The organism is Acidovorax sp. GBBC 1281 (assembly GCF_028473645.1).
Taxonomy (GTDB): domain Bacteria; phylum Pseudomonadota; class Gammaproteobacteria; order Burkholderiales; family Burkholderiaceae_C; genus Paracidovorax.
Genome location: NZ_CP097269.1, coordinates 975,050 through 1,000,415, shown reverse-complemented (window position 1 = coordinate 1,000,415; position 25,366 = coordinate 975,050). Strand labels below are relative to the sequence as shown.

General features: G+C 68.6%; 23 protein-coding genes and 1 pseudogene. 15 read left to right on the top strand and 9 right to left on the bottom strand.

What is annotated here, in order from left to right:
• Window positions 1-6 precede the first annotated feature (6 nt).
• The 5 genes and pseudogenes from M5C96_RS04530 to M5C96_RS04510 form a co-directional block, all read right to left on the bottom strand.
• Window positions 7-918: an ABC transporter permease gene (locus M5C96_RS04530; RefSeq protein WP_272567462.1), complete on the bottom strand. Its 912-nt coding sequence runs from the start codon at window positions 916-918 to the stop codon at window positions 7-9.
• Between the two features lie 108 nt (window positions 919-1,026).
• The gene (locus M5C96_RS04525; protein WP_272567460.1) at window positions 1,027-2,598 is read right to left on the bottom strand and encodes an ABC transporter substrate-binding protein; all 1,572 of its coding nucleotides are present in this window, start codon (window positions 2,596-2,598) and stop codon (window positions 1,027-1,029) included.
• A 53-nt stretch (window positions 2,599-2,651) separates the two neighbouring features.
• On the bottom strand, window positions 2,652-3,872 hold the full coding sequence (locus M5C96_RS04520) for a M20 aminoacylase family protein (protein ID WP_272567459.1): 1,221 nt from the start codon (window positions 3,870-3,872) through the stop codon (window positions 2,652-2,654).
• Between the two features lie 3 nt (window positions 3,873-3,875).
• On the bottom strand, window positions 3,876-4,856 hold the full coding sequence (locus tag M5C96_RS04515; RefSeq protein WP_272567456.1) for an ABC transporter permease: 981 nt from the start codon (window positions 4,854-4,856) through the stop codon (window positions 3,876-3,878).
• A gap of 121 nt (window positions 4,857-4,977) precedes the next feature.
• Window positions 4,978-6,557, bottom strand: a pseudogene (locus M5C96_RS04510) (ABC transporter substrate-binding protein).
• 65 nt (window positions 6,558-6,622) lie between these two features.
• Here M5C96_RS04510 and M5C96_RS04505 point away from each other — a divergent pair.
• Window positions 6,623-7,708, top strand: coding sequence for an IS5 family transposase (locus M5C96_RS04505; protein ID WP_272569564.1), 1,086 nt, complete (start codon window positions 6,623-6,625; stop codon window positions 7,706-7,708).
• A gap of 396 nt (window positions 7,709-8,104) precedes the next feature.
• Here M5C96_RS04505 and M5C96_RS04500 read toward each other — a convergent pair whose 3' ends face one another.
• Both M5C96_RS04500 and M5C96_RS04495 read right to left on the bottom strand, forming a co-directional pair.
• The gene (locus tag M5C96_RS04500; protein WP_272567455.1) at window positions 8,105-9,226 is read right to left on the bottom strand and encodes a porin; all 1,122 of its coding nucleotides are present in this window, start codon (window positions 9,224-9,226) and stop codon (window positions 8,105-8,107) included.
• 208 nt (window positions 9,227-9,434) lie between these two features.
• Window positions 9,435-10,469: a porin gene (locus tag M5C96_RS04495; protein ID WP_272567454.1), complete on the bottom strand. Its 1,035-nt coding sequence runs from the start codon at window positions 10,467-10,469 to the stop codon at window positions 9,435-9,437.
• A gap of 305 nt (window positions 10,470-10,774) precedes the next feature.
• On the opposite strand from M5C96_RS04495, the gene coq7 reads away from it, so the two are divergent.
• On the top strand, window positions 10,775-11,392 hold the full coding sequence (coq7, locus tag M5C96_RS04490) for a 2-polyprenyl-3-methyl-6-methoxy-1,4-benzoquinone monooxygenase (protein WP_272567453.1): 618 nt from the start codon (window positions 10,775-10,777) through the stop codon (window positions 11,390-11,392).
• Window positions 11,393-11,440: 48 nt separating this feature from the next.
• On the opposite strand, the gene M5C96_RS04485 is transcribed toward coq7, so the two are convergent.
• The gene (locus M5C96_RS04485) at window positions 11,441-11,890 is read right to left on the bottom strand and encodes an OsmC family protein (RefSeq protein WP_272567452.1); all 450 of its coding nucleotides are present in this window, start codon (window positions 11,888-11,890) and stop codon (window positions 11,441-11,443) included.
• 304 nt (window positions 11,891-12,194) lie between these two features.
• Here M5C96_RS04485 and ilvA point away from each other — a divergent pair, with 304 nt between their 5' ends.
• The 3 genes from ilvA (at window position 12,195) to M5C96_RS04470 (ending at window position 15,232) form a co-directional block, all read left to right on the top strand.
• On the top strand, window positions 12,195-13,760 hold the full coding sequence (gene ilvA, locus M5C96_RS04480; RefSeq protein WP_272567449.1) for a threonine ammonia-lyase, biosynthetic: 1,566 nt from the start codon (window positions 12,195-12,197) through the stop codon (window positions 13,758-13,760).
• 78 nt (window positions 13,761-13,838) lie between these two features.
• Entirely contained in the window at window positions 13,839-14,651 is an 813-nt protein-coding gene (cobS, locus tag M5C96_RS04475; RefSeq protein WP_272567448.1) for an adenosylcobinamide-GDP ribazoletransferase, read from the top strand.
• Complete coding sequence (locus M5C96_RS04470; RefSeq protein ID WP_272567447.1) at window positions 14,648-15,232, top strand: histidine phosphatase family protein; 585 nt, start codon at window positions 14,648-14,650, stop codon at window positions 15,230-15,232. Before cobS ends, M5C96_RS04470 begins: the two co-directional genes overlap by 4 nt.
• Window positions 15,233-15,316: 84 nt before the next feature.
• Here the strand turns inward: M5C96_RS04470 and M5C96_RS04465 are convergent, their stop codons facing one another.
• On the bottom strand, window positions 15,317-15,760 hold the full coding sequence (locus tag M5C96_RS04465) for a general secretion pathway protein C (RefSeq protein WP_272567446.1): 444 nt from the start codon (window positions 15,758-15,760) through the stop codon (window positions 15,317-15,319).
• A 122-nt stretch (window positions 15,761-15,882) separates the two neighbouring features.
• Here M5C96_RS04465 and gspG point away from each other — a divergent pair, with 122 nt between their 5' ends.
• The 10 genes from gspG (at window position 15,883) to M5C96_RS04415 (ending at window position 25,359) form a co-directional block, all read left to right on the top strand.
• A complete protein-coding gene (gspG, locus tag M5C96_RS04460) occupies window positions 15,883-16,260 on the top strand; it encodes a type II secretion system major pseudopilin GspG (RefSeq protein WP_272569606.1) in 378 nt (125 codons plus the stop codon).
• A gap of 81 nt (window positions 16,261-16,341) precedes the next feature.
• The gene (locus M5C96_RS04455) at window positions 16,342-16,779 is read left to right on the top strand and encodes a pilus assembly FimT family protein (protein ID WP_272567445.1); all 438 of its coding nucleotides are present in this window, start codon (window positions 16,342-16,344) and stop codon (window positions 16,777-16,779) included.
• The gene (gene gspI / locus M5C96_RS04450) at window positions 16,776-17,159 is read left to right on the top strand and encodes a type II secretion system minor pseudopilin GspI (RefSeq protein ID WP_272567444.1); all 384 of its coding nucleotides are present in this window, start codon (window positions 16,776-16,778) and stop codon (window positions 17,157-17,159) included. The genes M5C96_RS04455 and gspI overlap by 4 nt, the downstream gene beginning before the upstream one ends.
• Before the next feature lies 1 nt (window position 17,160).
• On the top strand, window positions 17,161-17,847 hold the full coding sequence (locus M5C96_RS04445) for a PulJ/GspJ family protein (RefSeq protein ID WP_272567443.1): 687 nt from the start codon (window positions 17,161-17,163) through the stop codon (window positions 17,845-17,847).
• Window positions 17,844-18,842: a type II secretion system minor pseudopilin GspK gene (gspK, locus tag M5C96_RS04440; protein WP_272567442.1), complete on the top strand. Its 999-nt coding sequence runs from the start codon at window positions 17,844-17,846 to the stop codon at window positions 18,840-18,842. The genes M5C96_RS04445 and gspK overlap by 4 nt, the downstream gene beginning before the upstream one ends.
• Window positions 18,843-18,898: 56 nt before the next feature.
• A complete protein-coding gene (gspL, locus tag M5C96_RS04435; protein WP_272567441.1) occupies window positions 18,899-20,143 on the top strand; it encodes a type II secretion system protein GspL in 1,245 nt (414 codons plus the stop codon).
• Entirely contained in the window at window positions 20,140-20,730 is a 591-nt protein-coding gene (gspM, locus tag M5C96_RS04430; RefSeq protein WP_272567438.1) for a type II secretion system protein GspM, read from the top strand. Before gspL ends, gspM begins: the two co-directional genes overlap by 4 nt.
• A gap of 64 nt (window positions 20,731-20,794) precedes the next feature.
• Complete coding sequence (gene gspN, locus M5C96_RS04425; protein ID WP_272567437.1) at window positions 20,795-21,610, top strand: type II secretion system protein N; 816 nt, start codon at window positions 20,795-20,797, stop codon at window positions 21,608-21,610.
• A 4-nt stretch (window positions 21,611-21,614) separates the two neighbouring features.
• Window positions 21,615-23,993: a type II secretion system secretin GspD gene (gene gspD, locus M5C96_RS04420; RefSeq protein WP_272567435.1), complete on the top strand. Its 2,379-nt coding sequence runs from the start codon at window positions 21,615-21,617 to the stop codon at window positions 23,991-23,993.
• A gap of 4 nt (window positions 23,994-23,997) precedes the next feature.
• Window positions 23,998-25,359, top strand: a complete 1,362-nt coding sequence (locus M5C96_RS04415) for a GspE/PulE family protein (RefSeq protein ID WP_272567432.1) — start codon at window positions 23,998-24,000, stop codon at window positions 25,357-25,359.
• Window positions 25,360-25,366 lie beyond the last annotated feature (7 nt).

The following is a 25,366-nucleotide window of genomic DNA, read 5'->3' as shown; positions in this document are numbered from 1 at the left end:
GCTTTTTTATCTAAGGCGGGGGTTGAGCGCATCGCGCAGCCAGTCACCCAGCAGGTTCACCGACAGGGCAATCAGCACCAGCATGGCGCCCGGAAACACCGTGATCCACCACTCGCCCGAGAACAGGTAGTCGTTGCCGATGCGGATCAGCGTGCCCAGCGAAGGCGAGGTGGGCGGCGCGCCCACGCCCAGGAACGACAGGGTCGCCTCGGTGATGATGGCCGTCGCCACCTGGATGGTGGCCAGCACCATCACCGGGCCCATCACGTTGGGCAGCACGTGCTTGCGCATGATGCGCAGCGAGTTGACGCCCGTCACGCGCGCGGCCTGGACGTATTCCTTGTTGCGCTCCACCAGCGTGGAGCCGCGCACGGTGCGCGCATATTGCACCCAGCCGGTGAGCGAGATCGAGATGATCAGCACCCCGAACGCCAGCGATTCGTGCGCATTGGGAAACACCGCACGGCCCACGCCGGCGATCAGCAGCGCCACCAGGATGGCCGGGAACGACAGCATCACGTCGCACAGGCGCATGAGCACCGCATCCACCCAGCCGCCGCGAAAGCCCGCGAGCAGCCCGAGCGCCACGCCCACCACCACCGACAGCACCACCGAAGCGAAGCCCACGATGAGCGAGATGCGGGCGCCGTAGATCACCGCGGACAGGATGTCGCGGCCCTGGTCGTCCGTGCCCAACAGGTACTTGGTGGAGCCCTCGGCGCTCCAGGCCGGCGGCAGCCGCGCATCGCCCAGTTCGAGCGTGGTCAGATCGAACGGGTTGTGCGGCGCGACCCAGCCCGCGAAGAACGAGCAGAACACGCAGATGAGCGCGATCACCGCCGCGCCGATGGCCACGGGCGAGGTGCGAAAGCTGTGGCCGACATCGCTGTCGAACCATCGGAAGAGCGTTTTTTTCATCGTGTTTGGAAACCCCAGGAAACTCACTGCGGCGGCGCCGGCTGGCCACCGCCTCGGTCGGGCACCTTGCCGACGCGCCCTGCTTGGTTGGCTACGCCGCTGCGGCACTCATTTGACGATGCTCATCCATTTGAAGGGCATGAAGTTGTCGGCCATCTGCACCAGCTTGACCTTCTTGCTCACGCCCCAGGCCAGCGCCTGCTGGTGCAGCGGCACATGGCCGATGTCGGCGGCGTGGATCGCGAACGCCTCGCGGATCATGGCGTTGCGCTGGGTCTTGTCGGTTTCCGCCTGGATCCGCCGGGTGAGCTCGTCGACCTTGGGGTTGCAGTACGCGCCCAGGTTGAACTGGCCGGCGCCCTTGTCGTCCACGCACGTCATGAGGGCGTTCAGCGCGTTGTGCGCATCGTAGGTGGCGGGCGACCAGCCCAGCATGTAGAAGCTCGTGTCGCGGCGCAGCACCTTCGGGAAATAGGTGCCCTTGGTCTCGGCCTGCAGGTTGATCTTGACGTTGATGCGCGCAAGATTGGCCGCCACCGCCTGGCACACGCGGCCGTCGTTCACATAGCGGTCGTTGGGGCAGTTCATCGTCAGCTCGAAGCCGTTGGCATAGCCCGCCTCGGCCATGAGCTTCTTGGCCGCATCCACGTCGTAGGGCAGCCGCTTCATGTCGGCCTGGAAGCCGTTGATGCCGGGACCGACCAGCTGGGCGGACGGGTTGGCCGCGCCGCGCATGACGGTCTTGCGGATGCCCTCGATGTCGATGGCCTGGTAGAACGCCTGCCGCACCCGCTTGTCCTTGAAGGGGTTCTTGCCCTTCACGCTGGAATACAGCAGTTCGTCGCGCTTTTGGTCCATGCCCAGGAAGATGGTGCGCAGCTCGGGGCCCGTCACGGCGCGGGTGTTGGGGCTGGTGTTGACGCGCTCGATGTCCTGCACCGGCACGGGCTCCATCACGTCCACCTCGCCCGACAGCAGGGCCGCGACGCGGGTGGCGTCGTTGCCGATCGGCGTGTAGATGATCTCGCTGGCATTGCTCTCGATGGCGCCCCAGTAGCTGCCGTTGCGCGTGAACACCGTGCGCACGTTGGGCTGGCGCTCGCGCACGCGGAACGGCCCGGTGCCGTTGGCGCGGAACGACGCGGCGTTCTCGATGCCCTTGCGGCGGTCCACCGGCGTCGTGGCCTGGTTGGTCTCGCACCACTTCTTGCTCATCATGTACACGAGCGTGAGCACGTCCGGCAGGATGGGATAGGGCGAGCGGGTCTCGATCTCGACCGTGTAGTCGTCGATCTTGCGCACCTCCTTGAAGTCGTTCGTGTAGCTCTTCATGTCCGAGCCGTCGACCTGCGTGCGGCCCAGCGAGAACAGCACGTCGTCCGCCGTGAACGGAGTGCCGTCGTGGAACTGCACGCCGCGCCGCAGTTCGAAGCGCCAGACCGTGGGCGAGGTCATCTTCCAGCTGGTGGCCAGCGCGGGCGCCAGGCTCAGGTCCTTGTTGCGGCCCACGAGCGGCTCGTAGACGTTGCCGGTCACGCTCAGCTGCAGCGATTCGTTGAGCGAGTGCGGGTCCATCGACAGGGCATCGCCCTGGTTCGCCACGCGGATGGTCTGCGCCCCTGCGACGGACACCATGGCGACCATCGCCAGGGCCAACGCCGTTTTTGTCTGGAATTTCATGGGGACTCCTGAGGAAGAAAAGGGGGATGTGCGCACACGGGCCGATGCGGGCGTCAGGCGCTCGCCAGCGGCATGGCCTGCTCGACCAGGCTGGCATGCAGCGCGGCGCCCAGCGGCAGGATGTCGTCGTTGAAGTCGTAGCGGTTGTTGTGCAGCGCGCTGTTGCCGGGGCCCGTGCCCTGGCCGATGCGCAGGTAGGCGCCGGGCTTGTTCTGCAGCATGAAGGAGAAGTCTTCCGCGCCCATGCTGGGGTCCATGTCGCGCACCACGTTCTCGCCGCCCACCAGCGATTCGGCCACGTCGCCCGCGAACTGCGCGTGGCTTTCGGTGTTGATGGTGGCCGGATAGATGCGTTCGTAGCGCACCGTGGCGGTGGCGCCGAAGCCGAGCGCAATGGCGCTGCACAGCTCCTGGATGCGCCGCTCCACCATGTCCTGCACCACCGGATCGAAACTGCGCACCGTGCCCACCAGCGTGGCCGTGCCGGGCAGCACGCTGAAGGCGCCCAGGTCGCCCGCCTGGATCGCGCACAGGCTGATCACGGCGCTGTCGATGGGGCGCACGTTGCGCGAGACGATGCCCTGCACCGCGGTGATGATGTGCGCCGCCACCAGCACCACATCCACCGTCTGGTAGGCATGGGCGCCGTGGCCGCCCCGGCCGGTGATCTCGATCGTCACGCGGTCGGCCGCGGCCATCATGGCGCCCGAGTTCAGGCCGATGGTGCCGGGCTTCATGGCGGGCCAGTTGTGCATGGCGTACACCGACTGCACGGGAAAGCGTTCGAACAGGCCGTCCTCCACCATCACCCGCGCGCCGGCAAAGCCTTCTTCGCCGGGCTGGAAGATCAGCACGGCGGTGCCGTCGAAATGGCGCGTGGCGGCCAGGTAGCGCGCCGCGCCGATCAGCATGGCGGTGTGCCCGTCGTGCCCGCACCCGTGCATGAGGCCGGACTTGCAGGACTTCCATGCGAAATCGTTCTGCTCGGTCATCGGCAGCGCGTCCATGTCGGCACGCAGGCCGATCATGCTGCGGCTGCCGCGGCCCTGCCCCCGGATGACGGCGACGATGCCCGTGCGCCCGATGCCGTCGTGGATCTCGTCCACGCCGCAGACCTTGAGGGCCTCTTTCACGCGGGCCCCGGTGTACACCTCCTCGAAGCCGAGTTCGGGGTGGGCGTGCAGGTCCCGCCGGAACGCGGTGAGTTCGGGGTGGTACTGCGCGATGTGCGCGAAGGCCCGCCCCCCGGCCTTGAAGCGAAGCGCCTGCGCCATGTCTCAGTGCCCTCCGGCCTTGCCCACGCGCAGGCGCGGATCGACGGCGAAATACAGCAGATCGACCACGAGGTTGATCACCACGAAGATGAGCGCGATCAGGCACAGGTAGGCCGCCATCACCGGAATGTCCGCGAAAGTGACCGCCTGGATGAACAGCAGGCCCATGCCCGGCCACTGGAACACCGTCTCGGTGATGATGGCGAAGGCGATGAGGCCGCCCAGCTGCAGGCCCGTGATGGTCATCACCGGCACCAGCGTGTTCTTGAGGGCATGGCCGAAGTGGATCGCGCGGTCGGACAGGCCGCGCGCACGGGCGAACTTGATGTAGTCGGTGCGCAGCACCTCCAGCATCTCGGCGCGCACGAGCCGCATGATCAGCGTGAGCTGGAAGATCGCCAGCGTGATCGCCGGCAGCGTGATGTGGTGCCAGCCCTTGGGGGTCAGCAGCCCGGTGCTCCACCAGCCCAATTGCGTGACGGGGCCCCGCCCGAAACTCGGGAACCAGCCCAGGTGCACGGCGAACACGAGGATCAGCAGGATGCCGATCAGGAAGGTGGGCAGCGACACGCCGAGCAGGGACAGCGTCATGAACAGCTGGCTCGCGAAGCTGCCGCGCCGCAGGGCGGCGTACACGCCCATCGGCACGCCGATCAGCAGCGCGAGCACGGCGGCCACGAGCGCCAGCTCCAGCGTGGCGGGAAAGCGCTCGGCGATCAGCCGCGACACCTTCGCGCCCTGGCGCAGGCTGAGGCCGAACTCGCCCTGCGCAGCGTTCACCAGAAAGTGCCAGAACTGCACGATGAAAGGCTTGTCCAGGCCGAGCGCCGCGCGCAGCTCACGGATCTGCTCGGGCGTGGCGTCCTGGCCGAGCAGGAAGGTGACGGGATCTCCGACGTACTGGAACAGCATGAAGGAGATGAAGGCCACCGCGATCATCACGATGACGGCCTGAATCAGGCGTCGCAGAATAAAGGCAAGCATCAGTGAACCGTGAGTGAATCGGGCATGCTAGCAGGGGGATGGGCCATCGCCACGAATACCCCCCGGCCGGCAGTTGGGCAAGCGCCAGGCCGGGTTGGCGGCCTGGACCGGATCGCGTGCATCAATTGATCTTGACCGTGCGCATGTCCACGCGGTTGTCGGCCCGGTGGACCACGTCCACCGTCTTTTTCATCGCCCAGGGAATGACCTGGTCGTACAGCGGAATGTGCGAAACCGTGTCGTTGGACAGCTGCAGCGCTTCGGTCAGCATGCGCGAGCGCACCGGCGCATCCGTCTCCGCCTTGATGCGGTCCACGAGGTAATCCATGCGCTCGTTGCTGTAGCGGCCCACGTTGTAGTTGCCGTCGCCGCCCGTGCCGACGGTGCGCACCAGCGACTGCAGGCTGTAGAGCGCGTCGAACGTCGGCACGCCCCAGCCGAGCATGTAGATGCTGGCTTCGCTGCGCTGGATCATCGGAAAGTACGTCACCTGCGGCAGCGTGCGCAGCTTGGCTTTCACGCCGATGCGCGCCCACATGGCCGTCACGGCCTGGCAGATGGCCTCGTCGTTGATGTAGCGGTTGTTGGGGCAGGCGAAGTCCACCTCGAAGCCGTCGGCGTAGCCGGCGTCCGCCATGAGCTTCTTCGCGGCCTCGACGTCATAGGGCATGCGCTTGCCTACCCCTTCGGTCCAGCCCGCGACCTGGGGCGCCACCAGCGTGCCGGTCGGTTTGCCCAGGCCCCGCATGATGCTGCGGGTGAGCGTGTTCACATCGACGGCCTGGTATAGCGCGCGGCGCACGCGCACGTCCTTGAACGGGTTCTTGCCCTTCACGCTGGAGCCCACCAACTCATCCCGGAACTGGTCCATGCCGAGAAAGATGGTGCGGTTCTCCACGCCATCGACCACCTTCAGGTCGGCGCCGGAGCGCAGCCGTGCCAGGTCCTGCGGCGAGGGATCGAGCACCATGTCCACCTCGCCGGAGAGCAGGGCCGCCACGCGCGTGGACGCGGATTTGATGGGCGTGTAGACGATCTCCGTCACGTTGCCTTCCATCGTGCCCCACCAGTTCGGGTTGCGCTTGAACACCATGCGCACGTCCGGCTGCCAGGACTCGAGGGTGTATGGCCCCGTGCCCATGGCATTGCGGTGCGCGAAGTTCTCGTCGGTGCCCTTGATGTCCTTGGGTTCCACGGACTTGTTCTTTTCGGCCCAGGCCTTGCTCATGATGCGCAGCTCGGTCAACTGGCGCAGTAGCACGGGATTGGGCGACTTGAGGAAGATGTCGAACGTCTGGGCATCGACCTTCACGATCCGGTCGAAACCTTGCACGAACGGCGTGTAGTTGGAGGTCTTGGCCATGGCCCGGGAAAGCGAATACACCGCATCGTCGGCCGTGAACGCAGAGCCGTCATGGAACTTGACGCCCTGCCGCAGCGTGAAGCGCACCTGCGTGGGGCTCACCTCGCGCCACGCAGTCGCCAGCACGGGTTCGATCTCGAAGGTGCGGCTGTTGTAGTACGTCAGCGTTTCGTACACGTTCGCGTGCAGCCCGTTCTGCAGGGCATTGTTCTGCGAGTGGATGCCCAGGTGGAGATTTCGCCTTGGCTGGCCCATTTGAACGTCTTGGAGTGGGCCAGGGGCGACGCGAGGATCGCACAGGCGGCAGCGCCCGAAACAATGGCAGTGATGAGCTTCATGGGAACCTCTCAAAACCCATCCGGTCCCTTGTTGATCGAGAATGCGTGCTCCATCCTTTGCCATGATCACTCCCCGTAGCGCCCTGAAGTTCGACCTGTTCGCTGAGGCCTCGCGCCAACACAAGAGAGATGAGGTGGGCGATCCGCTGCAGGTGATCGCGCGGCACATCGACTTCGCAGAACTGGCCCGGCTGGTGGATGCCTTGATCGAACGCGGGGGTGGCCGCCGGGGCGGTCGGCCCGCCTACCCCACCGAGGTGATGGTGCGCATCCTGGTGTTGAAGCGGCTGTACAACCTGTCCGATGAGCAGATGGAGTATCAGTTGCTGGACCGGGGGAGCTACCAGCGGTTTTGCCTGTTGCAGGATGCGATGAACGTGCCGGACCGCAACACGATCTGGCGCTTTGGCGAGCGCCTTGGCGTGGGCGGGGCAACGGCCTTGTTCCAGGGGGTGGATGCCCAACTGCAGCGCCACGGCTACATCGCCCGGGGCGGGCAAGCCATTGATGCCACGCTGGTGCCCGCGCCCCGACAGCACATCGGCCAGCAGGAGCGGCGAACGCTGGCACAAGGCGGGCAGCCGGACTGGAGCCAAGCGCGACGCAGGCAAAAGGATGTGGAGGCCACGCACACGAAGAAGCACGGCAAAAGCCACTTCGGCTACAAGCTCAGCGTGAGCGTGGACCTCAAGCACGGCTTCATCCGCCGCCTCGCCACGGGCACGGCCAGCGAGCACGACGGGCACCACTTCGATGAGGTGCTGGACATGCACAACACCGGGCGGGCAGTGCATGCGGACAAAGCCTACCCGAGCCGCCAAAGGTGCCAGATGCTGAAAGTGCTGGGATTCGTGGATGCGATGCAGCGCCGTGCGCAGGCGGGCCGACCACAGAGCGAATGCCAGAAGGGGCGCAACCAGCGCATCGCAAAGAAACGAGCCAAGGTGGAGCACGTGTTCGCCGGTATCCGCCACCTGGGGGGCAAGTTCGTGCGCACCATCGGACAGGCGCGCGCCACGGTGGGGATGACGATGATGGCCGCCTGCTACAACATGAAGCGACTGGCCTGGTTCCTGCATCGGGGCGTGGATGCTTTCTTCAAGCCCGCCACTGGCAAGGCACAAGTGCGCCTGCAAACGGTGAAAGCCTGAGCCACCGGGCCTGCAAGGCCCCTCATGCACCCAGGCGCAGACCGTTGCTGGGCCTCATCACGCTCAAACGGCTACTGGCGCCCACTCCTCCCTATTCGGATTCGTCAAACATGGGGTTGTGAGAGGCTCCCTCATGGAACCCTCTTGGATAAAGCGTGGAACATGCCGCTTCCTTTGTGAGGAATGCGGAAGGTCGCTGGAAGCCGGGGTCTGGCCGGCCCAGGATCTGGCATGAGCGGGAAACCCATGCAAGGAAGGTGCCAGTCCCCGCCCTGCGCGGATCGGCGCTGGCGGATCACCCGGCCCTTCGTGTGCACTCAGTGCAGACAGCCCCTTTCGAAGAGGCTGGTGTTCGCATCGATGATCGGCCGCGCCTCGGGGCGCGGCCAGGGCCCGTCAGAAGCGGTGGCGCAGGCCGATCGTGTAGCCCGTGCGGCTCTTGGCGCCATTGACCTGGCCCGCCGCGTTGCTCAGGCTGATCTGGTCACCCTTGAGCTTGGTGTGGTCGAGTTCGAGGTACGCGTCCGTGCGCTTGGAGAACGCGTAGTCGAAGGCCATCGTGAAGAAATCTGCCTTGCCCTTGGCGGCCGCCGTGTTGCCCTTCTGGTCGGCACGGAAGTAGTGCGCGCCGATGTTCAACTGGGGCGCGATCTGATAACCCGCACCGACTTTGTAGATGGTGCGCTTGTTGGCAGCCAGGAACGCCGGCCCGCCGAAGCCGCCGTTGATCGTGCCCTGCCACATGGCGCCCAGCACGGCCCGGTCGACCGCCGTGAGACCGTCATCCACCTTGTTCTGCCCGTAGCCCGCATTGAAGTACCAATCGCCCATGCGGTAGGAACCACCGACCGTCCAGGCATCGACCTTCTTGCCCGAGGCGAACTCGTAGTTCTGGTAACCCAGGCCAGCGGCCAGGCCGCCCGATGCATAGCGCAGATAGCCCCCGGCCGTCTTGCCGCCGGTGGGGCTCTTCTCATCGAACGAATACTGCAATGCGCCCCGCCATGGACCGACCTCGACCATGTACTTGAGCATGTTGTCGGCCCGCGCGCCCAGTGCGAAGCCGATTTCCGGCTTGTACACGTCCATGTAGGGGGAATAGGGATAGGAGGCGTAGGTGCTCGTGACCAAGTCGAACAGGATGTTGTACTGGCGGCCCATGGTCAGCCGTCCGAAGCCTCCCTGCACGCCCACCCAGGACTGCTGGAAATAGGGCGTCGCCGGGGTTCCCGTGTCTGCCCCGAATCGGTTTTCCAGATTGACCAAGGCCTTCAGGCCACCGCCCAGGTCCTCGGTCACATTGATGCCCCAACGGCTTTGCGACATGCCGCCGCCCACCATCTGGTTCAGCGAGCCCCCGGGACTGCCGGCCGGACCTTCGTTGTTCGTGTGGCGATATGCCATATCCACAATACCGTACAGCTGCACGCTACTGGTATTGGCCTGGGCGAAAAGCAATGGCGAGGCCACACCCAGCGCCGCGGCAGCGATGGTTTTTGTCACAAACGAAGTACGCATGTGTTGTCTCTTTCTGCTTGGAATAAGGGAAATTCATTTTAGAAATCCCGGTTTTTGCAGAACAGACCGTATGGCAGCATACCCACAGGCGTTTTCCCTAGTTTTTTGTTACATACGCGACACGGGGGACACCAATGCAAAAAGCCGCCGACCCGAAGGTCGGCGGCTTTTTTCTTCTTAAGAACCGCTGACTTACGTCAGCGCTCTATTAGAAGGAGTGACGGATACCAACTTGGTAGCCGTTGACGTTCTCGCCAGGCAGAGCGGTAGCGCCGGTCAGGCCGTTGCTGGCCAGAACGCGCGTTGCGCCGCCCTTGTTTTGCATGTGAGCGATCGTGCCGTACACAGCGGTGCGCTTGGACAGGTCATACACGTAGCCCAGAGCCAGCACGCGGGAATCGGCGCTGCTGTTCTTCAGGTCCAGGTTCGCGAACGAAGCCTTCACCGTGCCAGGACCGACAGGAGCGGTCAGGCCGATCAGGTACGTGCTGTACTTCGTTTGCACAGCAGCGTTGTTCTTTTCTTGGTGCCAGATGAAGATTGGCTTCACGACGCCCAGGTCGTACGAACCAGCGATGGAGTACGTGGTCACGTCTTGGGGAGCCGTAGCGCCGCGCAGCTTGTCAGCTGCCAGGGTCACGCTCAGAGGACCGTTTTCGTAGCCACCGGCCAGGCCGAGGTAGTTGCCAGCCTTGTCGTAGGCAGCGTTGGAAGGCGTTTCGCCGAAAGCGTAGTGCACGGTACCGAAGAAGCCACCCAGGTTGCCAGGGGTGCGGTAGCTCACGCCGTTGCCGATACGGAAAGGTTGGCCAGCGATGCCGAAGCCCAGGAAGTTAGCAACGCCAACTTGACCGAACGGGTCATACGAGCTGGGCTTGTCGTAGCCAGCCGTCAGTTCACGACCCAGACGAACTTCACCGAAGTTGCCCATCAGGCTCACCGTGGAACGGCGCTTGAATTCGAAGCCAGGACCCGTAGCGCCACCGCCAGCACCGGTGCCGGTGTCGTTCTGGATAGCGCCTTCGAGCCAGAAACCAGCCTTCAGACCGCCACCGAGGTCTTCAACGCCGCGGAAACCCAGACGGCTGGTTGCATTGCCGCTGTTGTACACGCCGGTCACGGAATTGTCGGCGGAGATGCGGCCAACGCCTGCATCAACGATACCGAACATCGTGACGGAAGATTGAGCCATTGCAGCGCCGGAAGCAGCCAGCACAGCCAGGGCAATCAGGGATTTTTTCATTGCGAGTTACTCCAAGGTTAAACGAGGGCGCCGGTTCGGGGGGCTGAGATGCACAAGCGCAGTCCGCCGGATCCCCGGGCCAACCTCCTGGTGGGGAAGTTGTCCTTATTGCAACAGAGCCACGTCCGTTTCGCAAAGGAATTCCCTCACAATTGCACCGAAAGGCCCAAATCGTTGCTGTGTTGCAACAACCCTTAGGGCGTCACGGAACTGACTTATCGCGGCGCCCAGCGGGCAAAGGATGCTCGCATTTTTGTATCCATTCGAAAATTCTGTAGCGCTTTCGAACTCCACCCGATTTTTCCATGGATCCACTTCTGACAGCGGTCGATACCGCACTGCGCACCCTCTTCGCCAAGCCCCGAGCCGGGGAGCCCTCACCGGCACGCGCCCATTCTGAAGGCAATCTCTCGCCGGCGGAAAAACGCCTGGCGGGCGCGCTCATGCGGGTGAACCACGTGGGCGAAGTATGTGCCCAGGCACTCTACACCGGCCAGGCCGCCGTGACGCGCGATGCGAACCTGCGCGCCCACCTGCTGGAGGCGGCGCGGGAGGAAACGGATCACCTCGCCTGGACGCGCGAGCGGCTCGACGCCCTGGGCGACCGGCCCAGCCTGCTCAATCCGCTCTGGTTCGCCGGGGCGTTCGCCATCGGCTGGACCGCGGCCCAGGTCAGCGACCGGGTGAGCCTGGGGTTCGTTGTGGAAACCGAGCGGCAGGTGGCGCAGCACCTGCAAAGCCATCTGGAGCGCTTGCCGGCACAGGACCTGGCGTCCCGCTCGGTCGTGGCACGCATGAAGAGCGATGAAGAGCGGCACGCGAGCGGTGCCCTGGCGGCGGGCGGCCAAGTGTTGCCGGCCCCCGTGCGCCTGCTGATGAAGGCTGCCGCCAAGTGCATGACCACGGTGGCGCACCGCATCTGAGCAAACGCCTTCGGAGCGGCGGCGGCCGTCAGCGCGCCGCCAGGCCGATCACCCCTCGACGATGTCGAAGCCCGTGGTGATCTCTGCCATCTTGCCCAGCATGATGCTGGCAGAACAGTATTTTTCGTGGCTCATGGCGATCGCACGCTCGACCGCCGCCGCAGGCAGCGCCTTGCCCGTTACGGTGAACTGCATGTGGATGCGGGTGAACACCTTGGGATCGACCGGCGCGCGTTCGGAGGTGAGCTTGACGCTGCAGCCGCGCACGTCGTGCCGGCCGCGCTTGAGAATCAGCACGACGTCGTAGGCCGTGCATCCCCCCGTGCCGGCCAGGACTGTCTCCATGGGGCGCGGCGCCAGGTTCTGCCCTCCGTTGGCGGGGTTGGCGGCATCGGGCGCGCCGTCCATGGCCAGGACATGGCCGCTGCCGGTTTCGGCGATGAATCCCATACCGGACCGGGTACCCGCGGCGCCCGTCCAGGTGACTGTGCATTCCATGTTGTTTTTCTCCATCAAAAAAAGCGAAACGGCATTTCCATCCCCAGATGGTCCGTCAATTTTGCTGCAACGCAGCATGGTTTGGGCTACACTTCTCACCATGCGTTGCCCGAAAGGGTGGACAGCAAGCCCAAACGGTTTGTTCGCACCGATTGTCTCCTCCATCTCCTCAAAGGATGGATTCGGCCCCGGACTTCACAGTCCGGGGCCGTTTTTTTTGCCCAGCGCACGACGGCAGCAGCGTCGGGCCACCGCCTATGATGGCGGCCCTGCCCGCGACCGGCGCGGCAACGATCCGCACGACATGACCCAGCACCTCACGCCCCTGGACTACCTGAAGAAGATCCTCACGGCCCGCGTCTACGACGTGGCGGTCGAATCGGCCCTGGAACCCGCCAAGGCGCTGAGCCGCCGGCTCCACAACCAGGTGCTGCTCAAGCGCGAGGACCAGCAGCCGGTGTTCAGCTTCAAGCTACGGGGCGCCTATAACAAGATGGCGCATCTGTCGCCCGAGCAGTTGCAAAAGGGCGTGATCTGCGCCTCGGCTGGCAACCATGCGCAGGGCGTGGCGATGAGCGCACACAAGCTGGGGACCCGCGCCGTCGTCGTCATGCCGACGACCACGCCGCAGCTCAAGGTGGATGCCGTCCGCACGCTGGGCGGCGAGGTCGTGCTGCACGGCGACAGCTACTCCGACGCCTACGAGCACGCGGCCCAGTTGCAGGCAGCCCAGGGCCTGACCTTCGTGCACCCCTTCGACGATCCCGACGTGATCGCCGGCCAGGGCACCATCGCCATGGAAATCCTGCGCCAGTTGCAGAGCCTGGGCAGCAACCGGCTCGATGCGGTGTTCGTCGCCATCGGCGGCGGCGGGCTGGTGAGCGGCGTGGCCAATTACATCAAGGCGGTGCGCCCCGAGATCCGCGTGATCGGCGTGCAGATGAACGATTCCGACGCCATGGCGCAGTCCGTGGCGTCGGGCAGCCGCGTCACGCTGGCCGACGTGGGCCTGTTCTCCGACGGCACGGCCGTCAAGCTGGTGGGCGAGGAGACCTTCCGCGTGGCCCAGGGCCTGGTGGACGAGTTCATGACCGTGGACACCGACGCCGTGTGCGCCGCGATCAAGGACATCTTCGTGGACACGCGCAGCATCGTGGAGCCGGCTGGCGCCCTGGCCGTGGCGGCCATCAAGCAATACGTCGATACGCACAAGACGCGGGGCGAGACCTACGCGGCCATCCTGTGCGGCGCCAACATGAATTTCGACCGCCTGCGCTTCGTGGCCGAGCGCGCCGAGGTGGGCGAGGAACGCGAGGCCCTGCTGGCGGTCACCATTCCCGAGGAACGCGGCAGCTTCAAGCGGTTCTGCGAGGTGGTGGGGGAACTGCCCGGCGGCCCGCGCAACGTGACCGAGTTCAACTACCGCATCAGCGACGCCGCACGCGCCCATGTGTTCGTGGGCCTGACCACGCACGGCAAGGGCGAGTCGGAGAAGATCGCCCGCAACTTCCAGCGCCACGGGTTCGAGGCGCTCGACCTCACGCACGACGAACTGGCCAAGGAGCACCTGCGCCACCTGGTGGGTGGCCGCTCGGCGCTCGCGCAGGAGGAGCGGCTGCTGCGCTTCGTCTTCCCCGAGCGGCCGGGGGCGCTGTTCAAGTTCCTGAGCCTGATGCAGCCGAGCTGGAACATCAGCCTGTTCCACTACCGCAACCAAGGCGCCGACTACGGGCGCATTCTGGTGGGCATGCAGGTACCGCCGGGCGATGCGGCGGCGTTCGACGCTTTCCTGGCCACACTGGGCTATCCCTATGTGGAAGAAACGCTGAACCCGGCCTACCAGCTGTTCCTGCAGGCCGGGCGCGCCTAGTCCGAAGGCTTTGCGCCAAAACGGCCTCCAGCACAATTAGTACTAGGGCATATAGCTATTTATTTGATAGCAAACAGCATGCAGGCGCTTCGCCACTATCTGCTGGCCGTGCAGTTCTTCACCCGGATTCCCGTCACCGGCCGGACCGCGGCCTGGGTGGGCTACAGCCCGGCCCTGCTGCGCGCCAGCGCCGGACACCTGCCGGGCGTGGGCTGGCTGGTGGCGGCGGTCGCGGTGGCGGTGCATGCCGCGCTCGCGTGGGCGCTGGGACCCCAGCCCGCGGCGCCCTGGGTGTGCGCGGTGTTCAGCACCGTGGCCACCGTGCTGGTCACGGGGGGGTTCCACGAAGACGGCCTGGCCGACGTGGCCGATGGCCTGGGCGGCAGCCTGCAGCGCGAGCGGGCGCTGGAGATCATGAAGGATTCGCGCATCGGCGCCTTCGGGGCCATGGCACTGGTGCTGGCGCTGGCCGCCAAGCTGGCCTTGCTGGCGCTCTTGGGCGCCGGTGGCCTGGGCGTGGTGTTGCCGGCGCTGGCCGCAGCGCATGTGCTGTCGCGCTTTTGGCCCCTGGTGCTGGTGCGCACCCTGGCCCATGTGGGCGACACGGCCACCTCCAAGAGCAAGCCGCTGGCGGACCAGATCAGCGGGCGCTCGCTGGCCACCGCGCTTTTGTGGTCGATCGGGCCTCTGGCGCTGATGGGATATGCGCTGGGCATTGCTGTATGGATAGCGTGCCTCGCGGCCAGCGCCCTGGCCGCGCTGTGCATGCGCCGCTGGTTCGCGCGGCGGCTGGGCGGCTTCACGGGCGATTGCCTGGGGGCCACGCAGCAGATCGGCGAAATCGCCATCTACCTGGCCACCGCCATCGCGCTGGGGCCTGGCCTGCGGTGACGCAGCGGCGCCTGTGGCTGGTGCGGCATGCGCTGCCGCTCGTGGCGCCGGGCGTGTGCTACGGCGCGCTCGACGTGCCCGCCGACCCTGCCGCGACGGCCGATGCCGCCCGCCGACTGGCCCGCGCGCTGCCCGGCACGCTCGCAGACATGCGCCACTCGCCGCTACGAAGATGTGAGCAGCTTGCGCAGGCCCTGATGGCGCTGAAGGCCGATTCGGCCAGCGAGCCCGACGCCCGCCTCGCCGAGATGGATTTCGGCACCTGGGAAGGCCGCGCCTGGGAAACCATTGCCCGGGCCGACATCGATGCATGGACGGCGGATTTCGGTGCGCCCCGCGCCAGCGGCGGCGACAGCCTGGCCGCGATGCTGCTGCGCGTGGATGCGGCACTGTCCGAGGCACGCCAGTTGTCCCACGACCGGGATGGCGATGTGCTGTGGATCACCCACGCGGGGGTGGCGCGCTGCGTGCAGTGGCTGCAGGCCCGGCCCGGGCGCCTGCCGCGGGCCGACGAATGGCCGGTGGCCGCACCGGGCTACGGGGAATGGACCACGGTTCCGCTGGACGCGTCAACGCACTGAACGCTTCGGAGACAGCGGCTTTCGCACCACCTGAAACAGGTGTCTTTCTTTGTGCCGCACACCCCGCGTGCGGCCCCCGAACCGCTACCGCTTGTCCGGAATTTCCAGCGTGACCGTGGCCGCACCGTCGTGCGACGGCCCCAGCCGCGCCTGGCGGCGGCCCAGGGCCTGGAGCACCAGTCCTTCGGCCACCGTGGCCCCGACGCGAAACGGCTTGGCCGGCTGGTTGTCCACGGCGATCAAGGCCGCGCCGCCGCCGCTGGACGTGCCCGCCAGCACGCCCACCAGCGCGAACCGGCTGGGTTCGCGCACCGCCGGCGCGGTCAGCGCGGCGGGCCCTGCCCCGAGCAGCCGCGCCAGGGCCTGGGCATCGGGGGCCAGGGGCGCGGGCGCTGCCGCCGCCACGCCCGGGCCGGCCGGCCGGGCAGAGAGGCGCAGGCCCCAATAGACCACGCTGGCGCCCGCCAATGCCCACAGGGCCATCGTGCCCAGGCGCACGCCCCACCTGCCGTATGTGTTTGTCACCATCGCACGATTATGATTGACCGCATCTGCCCTATCCGAGTCGCCCCTCAGTGAATTCACACGCTTTCTCCCTTGCCCGCACCGCACGCCGCCGCCTGGCGGCCGGTTTCACCCTGATCGAACTGATGGTGGTGCTGGTGATCATCGGCGTACTCGCCGCGCTGATCGTGCCCAACGTGCTCGACCGCGCCGACGATGCCCGCAGCACGGCGGCGCGCACCGACATCACCAACATCGTGCAGGCCCTCAAGCTGTACCGGCTGGACAACCAGCGCTACCCCACTGCCGAACAGGGCCTGCAGGCGCTCATCGCCAAGCCCACCTCGGGCCCCGCGCCCGGCAACTGGCGCCCCTACCTCGAAAAGCTGCCCAACGACCCCTGGGGCCGCCCCTACCAGTACCTCAGCCCCGGCATCAAGGGCGAGGTCGATGTGATGTCGTTCGGGGCCGATGGCCAGTCCGGCGGCGAGGGTAAGGATGCGGACATCGGCAGCTGGCAGTGACGGCCGCGCCACGGGGCTGCGGCCTCGGGCTGCCGCTCGCATGAACGCGCCGGCCCCCGCCCCTGTGGCGATCGATATCCCGTGACCCCGCACCCTTTCCGCCGCGCCCGGGGTTTCACCCTGTTCGAGCTGCTGGTGGTGGTTTCGATCATCGCGCTGGCCACGGCCGGTGTGGGCTTTGCGCTGCGCGACAACGGCCAGACGCTGCTGGACCGCGAGGGCGAGCGGCTCTCGGCGCTGCTGGAGGCGGCACGCGCACAATCCCGGGCGTCCGGCGCCACGGTGCGCTGGCGCGCGTTCGCGGGCGGCTTTCGCTTCGAAGGGCTGCCGGGCAATCCGTCGGCCGGCGCCTGGCTGGACCCTGGCACGCAGGTGCTGGGGCCGGGCCTGCTGCAGCTCGGGCCGGAGCCGCTCATCGGCCCGCAGCAGGTCGTGCTGGCCAACCAGGGCCACCCGGGGCGCGCGGTGCGCGTGGTCACCGACGGGCTGCGGCCCTTCGCCGTGGAGCCCGCGCCATGACCGGCCGCCCCGGCGGGCCGCGCCGGCCGCGCGAGCGCGGCTTCACGCTGGTCGAGGTGATGGTGGCGCTGGCCATCGTGGCGATCGCGCTCATGGCCGGGCTGCAGGCCACGTCGGCCCTCACGCGCAATGCCGCGCGACAGACCGACGTGCTGCTCGCCCACCTGTGCGCCGAGAACGAACTCGTGAAGGTGCGCCTGTCGCGCCAGATGCCGGCCATCGGCGACAGCACGCTGGCCTGCGAGCAGGCCGGGCGCCGCTACGACGTCACGCTGGTCGTGCGGCCCACGCCCAACCCGCAGTTCCGCCGGGTCGATGCCCAGGTGTCCGACGGGCAGAACTCCGTGCTGCGCCTGTCCACCATCGTGGGGAGGTACTGACATGCGCCGCCCGAACCGGCTTTCGCGCGGCTTCACGCTGATCGAGCTGCTCGTGGCCATCGTCATCATGGCCCTCCTGGCGATCATGAGCTGGCGCGGGCTCGACGGCATGGTGCGCGCGCAGGAGCAGACACGGGAGCGGGCCGACGGCCTGCTCATCATCCAGGCGGCGCTCGCCCAGTGGGGCACCGACCTGGATGCGCTGCAGGCCATCGACCAGACCGAGCCGCTCGACTGGGACGGCCAGGTGCTGCGCATGACGCGCCGCAGCAGCGCCGAGCCCGACGAAGGCCCGGTGGTCGTGGCCTGGACCCGGCGCAACGTGAACGGCATCGACCAGTGGCTGCGCTGGCAGTCGCCGCCGGTGCGCACGCGGGCGCAATGGCGCGAGGCCTGGCAGCGCGCAGCGCAATGGGCCCGCACGCCGGGCGAGGCCGAGCGGCGCACCGAGACCGTGCTCATGCCGCTGGTGAACTGGCAGATCTACTACTACCGCGACGGGGCCTGGTACAACGCCCTGTCCAGCAGCGAGACGACCGCCAACCTGCCGCAATCGCAGGGCCCGACGGCGGCCACCAACATCCCCGAAGGCGTGCGCCTGCAGTTGACGCTGCCGCCCGGCCGCGCGCTGGCGGGCACGCTCACCCGCGACTGGGTCAACCCGGTGAACGGCGGAGGCAAGACATGACCCGCGCCCGCCGCACGCCGCCCCGCCGCCCCGCCGCACGCGGCGCGGCGCTGCTGGCCGCCATGCTCACGGTGACGCTGGTGGCCACGTTCGCGGCCGCGGCCATGTGGCAGCAGTGGCGCGCGGTCGAGGTGGAGACCGCCGAGCGCGCGCGGGCGCAGTCGGCCTGGATCCTGGCCGGCGCGCTCGACTGGTCGCGGCTCATCCTGCGCGAGGACGCCGCCGCGCGCGATAGCGACGGCACCGACCACCTGGCCGAGCCCTGGGCCGTGCCGCTGGAAGAAGCGCGCCTGTCCACCTTCCTCGCGGCGGACCGCAACGTGAGCCAGCCCGAGGATGCGAGCACCGACACGGCCGATGCCTTCCTGTCCGGCCGGATCATCGACCTGCAGTCGCGCCTGAACCTCTTCAACCTGGTGGACGGCAACGCGGTGCAGGAGATCCCCCTGCGCCAGTTCACCCGCCTTTTCGAGCAGCTCGGCCTGCCGCGCCAGCAGCTGAACCTGCTGGCCGACGGGTTGCGCCAGGCCAAGGCCACGGGCGGCGATGCGGGCAACGCGCCCCTGATGCCGCGCACCCTGTCGCAGCTGTCCTGGCTGGGCGTGGACGCCGCCACCATCGCGGCGCTGGAGCCCTACGCCACCGTGCTGCCGCGCAGCACGCGGGTGAACCTGAACACGGCCAGCGCCCAGGTGCTGCAGGCCAGTATCGAGGGGCTGGACATGGCCGGCGCGCAGCAGCTGGTGCAGGCGCGCGAGGCCCGGCACTTTCGCAACGAGGAAGACGCGCGCAAGCTGCTGAGCGGCTCGGCGCGGATGGACACCACCACGCACACCGTCTCCTCGTCGTACTACGAAGTGCTCGGCCGGCTGCGGCTGGGAAGCACCGTGGTGCAGGAACGCTCCCTGGTCTACAAGGCCGGCCGCGAAGCCCGCACGCTGTGGCGCGAACGCGGGGTCTTCGCGCGCAACGACGCCGCCACGGCCACCCGCTGACCCCGGCCGCGCGATCCGTCATGCCACGCCCCTAAAATGGCCCGCGAAACCCATCCATGAGCACCCTCATCCTTTCCTTGCCCCCGGGCCACCCGGGGACGGCCACCGAGTACGGCTACACGCTGACCACCGACGGCCACACCGCCACACGACACGCGAACGCGCCCGCCGCGCTGCTGCCCGACCCGGGCCGCGCCGGCGAGGTGGTGGCCGTGGTGCCGGCACGCGCCCTGTCGTGGCAGCGCGTCACCCTGCCGCCCGGTGCCGGCACGCAGGCGCCGCGCCTGCGCGCCGTGCTCGAAGGGCTGCTCGAAGAGCGCCTGCTGGACGATCCCGCCGCGCTGCATTTCGCGCTGGAGCCCGGGGCCCGCCCCGGCGCGCCCGCCTGGGTCGCGGTGTGCGACCGGGCCTGGCTGCGCGCCGCGCTGCAGGCCCTGGAAGCGGCCGGCCGCCCGGTGCAGCGGGTGGTGCCCGAGTTCGCGCCCGGCCCCACCGCCAGCGGAGCGCCCGACCACTTCGCCCTGGGCACGCCCGAAGACGCCCATCTGGTGGCCACCGCGCAGGGGCCCGACCAGGCCGTGGCGGTGCTGCCGCTGTCCCCCATGGCCCTGCAGCTCACGGGTGCGATGGCCGGTGCGGATGCAGGGGAACAGCCCCCCCCCGTGCGCGCCGAACCCGCCGTGGCCGCGCTGGCCGAGCAGATGCTGGGCCGCCCCGCCGCGCTCTACACCGCCAGCCAGCGCGCCCTGGACGCCGCCCGCGGCGACTGGGACCTGGCGCAGTTCGACCTGGCCAGCAGCGGCCGAACCCGTGCGCTGCGCAAGGCCGGCACCACGCTCGGCACCTTCGCGCGCGCCCCGCAATGGCGCGCCGCGCGCTGGGCCCTCGGGCTGCTGGTGGCCACGCAGCTCGTGGGCCTCAATGCCTGGGCCTGGCAGGAACGCCAGGCGCTGGAGGCCAAGCAGGCCGGCGTGCGCGCCGCGCTCACGCAGACCTTTCCCCAGGTGAAGGTGGTGGTCGATGCGCCCGTGCAGATGGAGCGCGAACTCGCCCAGTTGCGCCAGGCCGCCGGCAGCGTCTCGCCACGCGACCTCGAACCCATGCTGGCCGCCGCGGGCGCCGCGCTGCCGCCGGGCCAGTTGCCCACCGCGCTCGACTACAGCGCGGGCGACCTGCGCCTGCGCGGGCTCGAACTGCCCGCCGAGGCACTGGCCAGCGCCAACCAGCGGCTGTCCGCCGCCGGGTATTACTCCCGCATGCAGGACGGCCAGTGGCTGCTGCGCACCGGAGGCCAGCCATGAAGCGCCCCGCACCCGCCGCGCCCTCTTCGCCCTCCAGCGCCGTCGCGCCCCTCAAGGCGCGCTGGAAGGCCCTGGCCCCGCGCGAGCAATCGCTGGTGCTGGCCGCCGGCGGCCTGGTCGCCGCCGCGCTGCTGTGGTGGGTGGTGGTCGCGCCCGCACTGCAGACCCTGCGCAGCGCGCCCGCCCGCCATGCCGAACTGGATGCGCAGCTGCAGCACATGCAGTCGCTGCAGTCAGAGGCCCTGCAGCTGCAGAGCGCGCCGCGTGCGCCGCTGGGCGACACCGCCCAGGTGCTGCGCAGCTCGCTCACACAGCGCCTGGGCACCACCGCGCAGATGGCGGTGCTGGGCGACCGCGCCACTGTCACGCTCAAAGGGGCGCCCGCCGATGCGCTGGCCCTGTGGCTTTCGCAGGCGCGCAGCAATGCCCGCACCGTGCCCATCGAGGCGCGCCTGGCGCGCAGCAGCACGGCCGTGGTCGGCCCCACGCCGGCCGGCAAGCCGCCCGCGGCCCTGTCCAACCAGCCTGCGGCGCCCGACATGCCGCGCTGGGACGGCACGCTGGTGCTGGCCCTGCCGCCGGGCTGATCCGCTGGTCCTTGCCATCCCTCCTCTCGCCCCCCTTCCCCGAGCCCCCTTCTTGAACGCCACCGTGTCCCGCAGCACCGCCCCCCGCCCTCCGTTCGCCGGCTCCGCCGTGCCGCGCTCGCCGCGCGGCTGGGCGCTGGCCGGCGTGCTGCTGGGCGCGTTGCCGGCACTGCTGGTCTTCGCACCCGCGCAGTGGCTGGCCAGCGCCGTGGAGCAGGCCAGCGGCGGGCAGGTGCGGCTGGCACAGGCGCGCGGCACGGTGTGGACCGGCTCGGCCCAGATGGTCCTCACCGGCGGCCGCGGCAGCCAGGACCAGGCCGCCCTGCCCGGCCGCCTGCAGTGGCGCCTGCGCCCGGCGTGGGACGGCGCCCGCGCCGAACTGCGGGCCGATTGCTGCACGCCCCAGCCGGTGCAGCTGCGGGTACGCCCGCACTGGGGCGGCGCCCGCATGACCGTGGCCGACGGCCGCAGCCAGTGGCCGGCCGCCGTGCTGGCCGGCCTGGGCACGCCCTGGAACACGCTGCAGCCGCAGGGCCAGCTGGCCCTGGGCACGCAGAGCCTTTCGTTCGACTGGTCCGCCGGCCGCCTCGTGGTGGACGGGCAGGCGCAGGTCGATGCGCTGGACATGTCCTCGCGCCTGTCCACGCTGCGCCCCATGGGCAGCTACCGGCTGGTGCTGCAGGGCGGGCAGGCGCCCACCCTGGCGCTGTCCACGCTCGACGGCGCGCTGCGCCTGTCCGGCAACGGCCAGTGGGTGGGCCAGCGCCTGCGCTTCACCGGCGAGGCCACCGCGGCGCCCGAGCGCGAGGGCGCGCTGGCCAATCTCCTCAATATCATCGGGCGGCGCACCGGCGCGCGCTCCATCATCACCGTGGGTTGACCCTATGACTTCCTTGACTTCGCAACGCCTGCGGTTCGCACTCCACGCTTTGGCCGCAGGGGCCCTGCTGGCCTGCGCGGGCGGCACGCTCCAGGCCCAGACGGCCGTGGGCACCGGCACCAGCAGCGTGCGCGCTGGCGAGCCGGTCACGCTGAACTTCGCCAACGCCGAGATCGAGGCCGTGGCACGCACCATGGCCACCATCACCGGCCGCAACGTGGTGGTGGACCCGCGCGTGAAGGGCCAGCTCACCCTGGTGACCGAACGCGCGGTGACGCCCGCCGCCGCCTTCCAGCAGTTCCTGGCCGCGCTGCGGCTGCAGGGCTTCACGGTGGTGGAGGCCGCGGGCCTGTACAAGGTCGTGCCCGAGGCCGATGCCAAGCTGCAGGCCGGCAGCGTGAACGTGTCGGAAAGCGGCCTCGGCGGCACGCGCGGCGGCGGGCAGATCGTCACGCAGATCTTCAAGCTCAACTTCGAGAACGCGGCCAACCTGGTGCCGGTGCTGCGCCCGCTCATCAGCCCCAACAACACGATCAACGTGAACCCCGGCAACAACTCGCTGGTGATCACCGACTACGCCGACAACCTGCAGCGCCTGGCGCGCATCGTGGCGGCCATGGATGTCTCCAACGCCAGCGACGTGGAGGTGATCCCGCTGCAGAACGCGCTGGCCACCGAACTGGCACCGCTGGTGTCGCGCCTGCTGGAGGGCAGCGGCACCGCCGCCGGGGCCGTGCCGGCCGTGGCCCAGGGGCAGTCGGACACGTCGTTCCGCACCACGCTGCTGGCCGAGCCGCGCAGCAACTCGCTCATCCTGCGCGCGGCCAACCCGGCGCGCCTGGCGCTCGTGCGGTCGCTGGTGCAAAAGCTCGACCAGCCCGCCACGCCCGGCAGCAGCGCCGCGGGCGGCAACATCCATGTGGTGTACCTCAAGAACGCCGACGCCACCAAGCTTGCGGCCACGCTGCGCGCGGCGCTGTCGGCGGCCACGGGCAGCGGGTCTTCGGGCTCGGGCACCACCTCCAGCGCGCCCACCGGCTCAGGCCTGGGCTCGACCGGGCTGACGGGCGGCATGTCGCAGACCGGGGGCAGCAGCTCCATGAACAACAACTCCACGTTCGGCGGGAGCAGCAGCGGCGGCGGGCTGGGCAGCAACGCCAGCAGCGTGGGCAACTCATCCAACAGCAACCAGCCCTCCACCGGCGGGCAGATCCAGGCCGACCCGACGACCAACTCGCTCATCATCTCGGCGCCCGAGCCGCAGTACCGGCAGTTGCGCGCGGTGATCGACCAGCTCGACGGCCGGCGTGCCCAGGTGCTGGTGGAAAGCCTGATCGTCGAAGTCGCCGCCAACAAGGTGGCCGAATTCGGCATCCAGTGGCAGAGCGTGGTGGGCAACACGGGCAGCGGCACGGTGGGCGTGATCGGCACCAACTCCACGCAGGGCGGCGGCTCCAACATCATCAACCTCGCCCTGGCGGCGGCCAGCGGCAACTCGACGAGCATCGCCTCGGCGCTCACCTCCAGCGGCAGCAGCCTGGGCAACGGCCTGAACGTAGCCGTCGCGCCGCGCATCAACGGCAACTACTACCTGGGCGCGCTGGCGAACTTCCTGGAGAACACGGGCGATGCCAACGTGCTCTCCACCCCGAACCTGATGACGCTGGACAACGAAGAGGCCCAGATCATCATCGGCAACAACGTGCCGTTCGTGACCGGATCCTACGCCAACAGCACCGGCAGCAGCACCGTCAACCCATTCACCACCGTCGAGCGCAAGGACGTGGGCCTGATGCTGCGCGTGCGCCCGCAGATCAACGAGAACGGCCAGGTCAAGCTCACGCTTTACCAGGAAGTCTCGCAGGTGGACTCGGCCACGCTCACCTCCGCCAACGGACCCACGACCAGCAAGCGGTCGATCGAATCCACCGTGCTGGTGAACGACGGCAGCGTGATCGTGCTGGGCGGCCTGCTGGAAGACCGCTACGCGCTCGGCCAGGACAAGGTGCCGGTGATGGGCGACCTGCCCCTGGTGGGCGGCCTGTTCCGCAACGAGAACCGCTCGCGCAAGAAGACCAACCTGATGGTGTTCCTGCGCCCGCTCGTGATCCGCGACGCGGCCACCAGCGACGCGGTGATGACCGACCGCTACGAAGCCATCCGCGCGCTGCAGCAGACCACCCAGCCCGCGCCCAGCACCGTGATGCGCAGCGTCTCGGACGCCCCCGTGCTGCCACCCCTGCCCGCCGCCCCGGTGGTGCCGCAGGCGCCGACCCGCACCGCGCCGCTCGCACCGCTCCTGCCCGAGCAGCGCGCCATCCCGCGGCCGGTGCCCACGCCGTCCGAGTACACCGCGCCCCCGGAAAAGCTCAGCCCCCAGTAAGCCCATGCGCCACCCGCTTCCCTACGCCTTCGCGCGCACCGCCCAGCTGCTGCTCGAGGACGACGGCCAGACCACCGTGCTGTGGCACGGCCCCGCGCCCGATGCCGGCGCCCTGTCGGAGGTGCTGCGCAAGTACGCGGTGCGCGAACTCATGCCGCTGGACGCCCACGGGCTGGCGCAGCGCATCAGCGCGGCCTATTCGCAGGGTGAGTCGAGCGCGGCCACGGTGGTGAGCGAGGTCGAATCCGACGCCGACCTCTCGCGCATGATGCAGGAGCTGCCGGCGGTCGAAGACCTGCTGGAATCGGCCGGCGATGCGCCCATCATCCGCATGCTGAACGCGCTGCTCACGCAGGCCGCGCGCGACGGCGCGAGCGACATCCACATCGAGCCCTACGAGCGCCACTCCAGCGTGCGCTTTCGCGTGGACGGCACCCTGCGCGAGGTGGTGCAGCCCAACCGCGCACTGCACGCCGCGCTGATCTCGCGCCTGAAGATCATGGCCGACCTGGACATCTCGGAAAAGCGCCTGCCGCAGGACGGCCGCATCAGCCTGCGCCTGGGCACCCGCGCCATCGACGTGCGCGTGTCCACCCTGCCCAGCGCCCATGGCGAACGCGCCGTGCTGCGCCTGCTGGACAAGAGCGAGAGCAAGCTGAGCCTGGAGGCCGTGGGCATGCAGGGCAACACCCTGCGCCGCTTCGACAGCCTGATCCACCAGCCGCACGGCATCATCCTGGTGACCGGGCCCACGGGCTCGGGCAAGACCACCACGCTGTATGCCGCGCTCGGCCGCCTGGACGCGGCCAGCAGCAACATCATGACGGTGGAGGACCCCATCGAGTACGAGCTGCCGGGCGTGGGCCAGACACAGGTGAACGCCAAGATCGACCTCACCTTCGCCAAGGCCCTGCGTGCCATCCTGCGCCAGGACCCGGACGTGATCATGATCGGCGAAATCCGCGATTTCGAGACCGCGCAGATCGCCATTCAGGCCTCGCTCACCGGCCACCTGGTGCTGGCCACGCTGCACACCAACGACGCCGCCAGCGCCGTCACGCGGCTGACCGACATGGGCGTGGAGCCCTTCCTGCTGTCCAGCTCGCTGCTCGGCGTGCTGGCCCAGCGCCTGGTGCGCAAGCTCGATCCGTCCGACCCCAGCGGCTACCGCGGCCGCACGGGCGTGTTCGAGATGCTGGTGGTGGACGACACGCTGCGCGCGCAGATCCACAACCAGTCCTCCGAGGCCGACCTGCGCGCCACGGCCCTGGCCGGCGGCATGACGCTGATGCGCGACGACGGCGAGCGCCTGGTGCGCGCCGGCATCACCAGCCCCGAGGAAGTGCTGCGCGTCACGCGGGATTGAAGCGGCG

Coding starts and splice junctions, on each gene's coding strand:
- M5C96_RS04530 (WP_272567462.1), bottom strand. CDS start 918: ATGAAAAAAACGCTCTTCCGATGGTTCGACAGCGATGTCGGCCACAGC.
- M5C96_RS04525 (WP_272567460.1), bottom strand. CDS start 2,598: ATGAAATTCCAGACAAAAACGGCGTTGGCCCTGGCGATGGTCGCCATG.
- M5C96_RS04520 (WP_272567459.1), bottom strand. CDS start 3,872: ATGGCGCAGGCGCTTCGCTTCAAGGCCGGGGGGCGGGCCTTCGCGCAC.
- M5C96_RS04515 (WP_272567456.1), bottom strand. CDS start 4,856: ATGCTTGCCTTTATTCTGCGACGCCTGATTCAGGCCGTCATCGTGATG.
- M5C96_RS04500 (WP_272567455.1), bottom strand. CDS start 9,226: ATGCGTACTTCGTTTGTGACAAAAACCATCGCTGCCGCGGCGCTGGGT.
- M5C96_RS04495 (WP_272567454.1), bottom strand. CDS start 10,469: ATGAAAAAATCCCTGATTGCCCTGGCTGTGCTGGCTGCTTCCGGCGCT.
- coq7 (WP_272567453.1), top strand. CDS start 10,775: ATGGATCCACTTCTGACAGCGGTCGATACCGCACTGCGCACCCTCTTC.
- M5C96_RS04485 (WP_272567452.1), bottom strand. CDS start 11,890: ATGGAATGCACAGTCACCTGGACGGGCGCCGCGGGTACCCGGTCCGGT.
- ilvA (WP_272567449.1), top strand. CDS start 12,195: ATGACCCAGCACCTCACGCCCCTGGACTACCTGAAGAAGATCCTCACG.
- cobS (WP_272567448.1), top strand. CDS start 13,839: ATGCAGGCGCTTCGCCACTATCTGCTGGCCGTGCAGTTCTTCACCCGG.
- M5C96_RS04465 (WP_272567446.1), bottom strand. CDS start 15,760: ATGGTGACAAACACATACGGCAGGTGGGGCGTGCGCCTGGGCACGATG.
- gspG (WP_272569606.1), top strand. CDS start 15,883: ATGGTGGTGCTGGTGATCATCGGCGTACTCGCCGCGCTGATCGTGCCC.
- gspI (WP_272567444.1), top strand. CDS start 16,776: ATGACCGGCCGCCCCGGCGGGCCGCGCCGGCCGCGCGAGCGCGGCTTC.
- M5C96_RS04445 (WP_272567443.1), top strand. CDS start 17,161: ATGCGCCGCCCGAACCGGCTTTCGCGCGGCTTCACGCTGATCGAGCTG.
- gspK (WP_272567442.1), top strand. CDS start 17,844: ATGACCCGCGCCCGCCGCACGCCGCCCCGCCGCCCCGCCGCACGCGGC.
- gspL (WP_272567441.1), top strand. CDS start 18,899: ATGAGCACCCTCATCCTTTCCTTGCCCCCGGGCCACCCGGGGACGGCC.
- gspM (WP_272567438.1), top strand. CDS start 20,140: ATGAAGCGCCCCGCACCCGCCGCGCCCTCTTCGCCCTCCAGCGCCGTC.
- gspD (WP_272567435.1), top strand. CDS start 21,615: ATGACTTCCTTGACTTCGCAACGCCTGCGGTTCGCACTCCACGCTTTG.
- M5C96_RS04415 (WP_272567432.1), top strand. CDS start 23,998: ATGCGCCACCCGCTTCCCTACGCCTTCGCGCGCACCGCCCAGCTGCTG.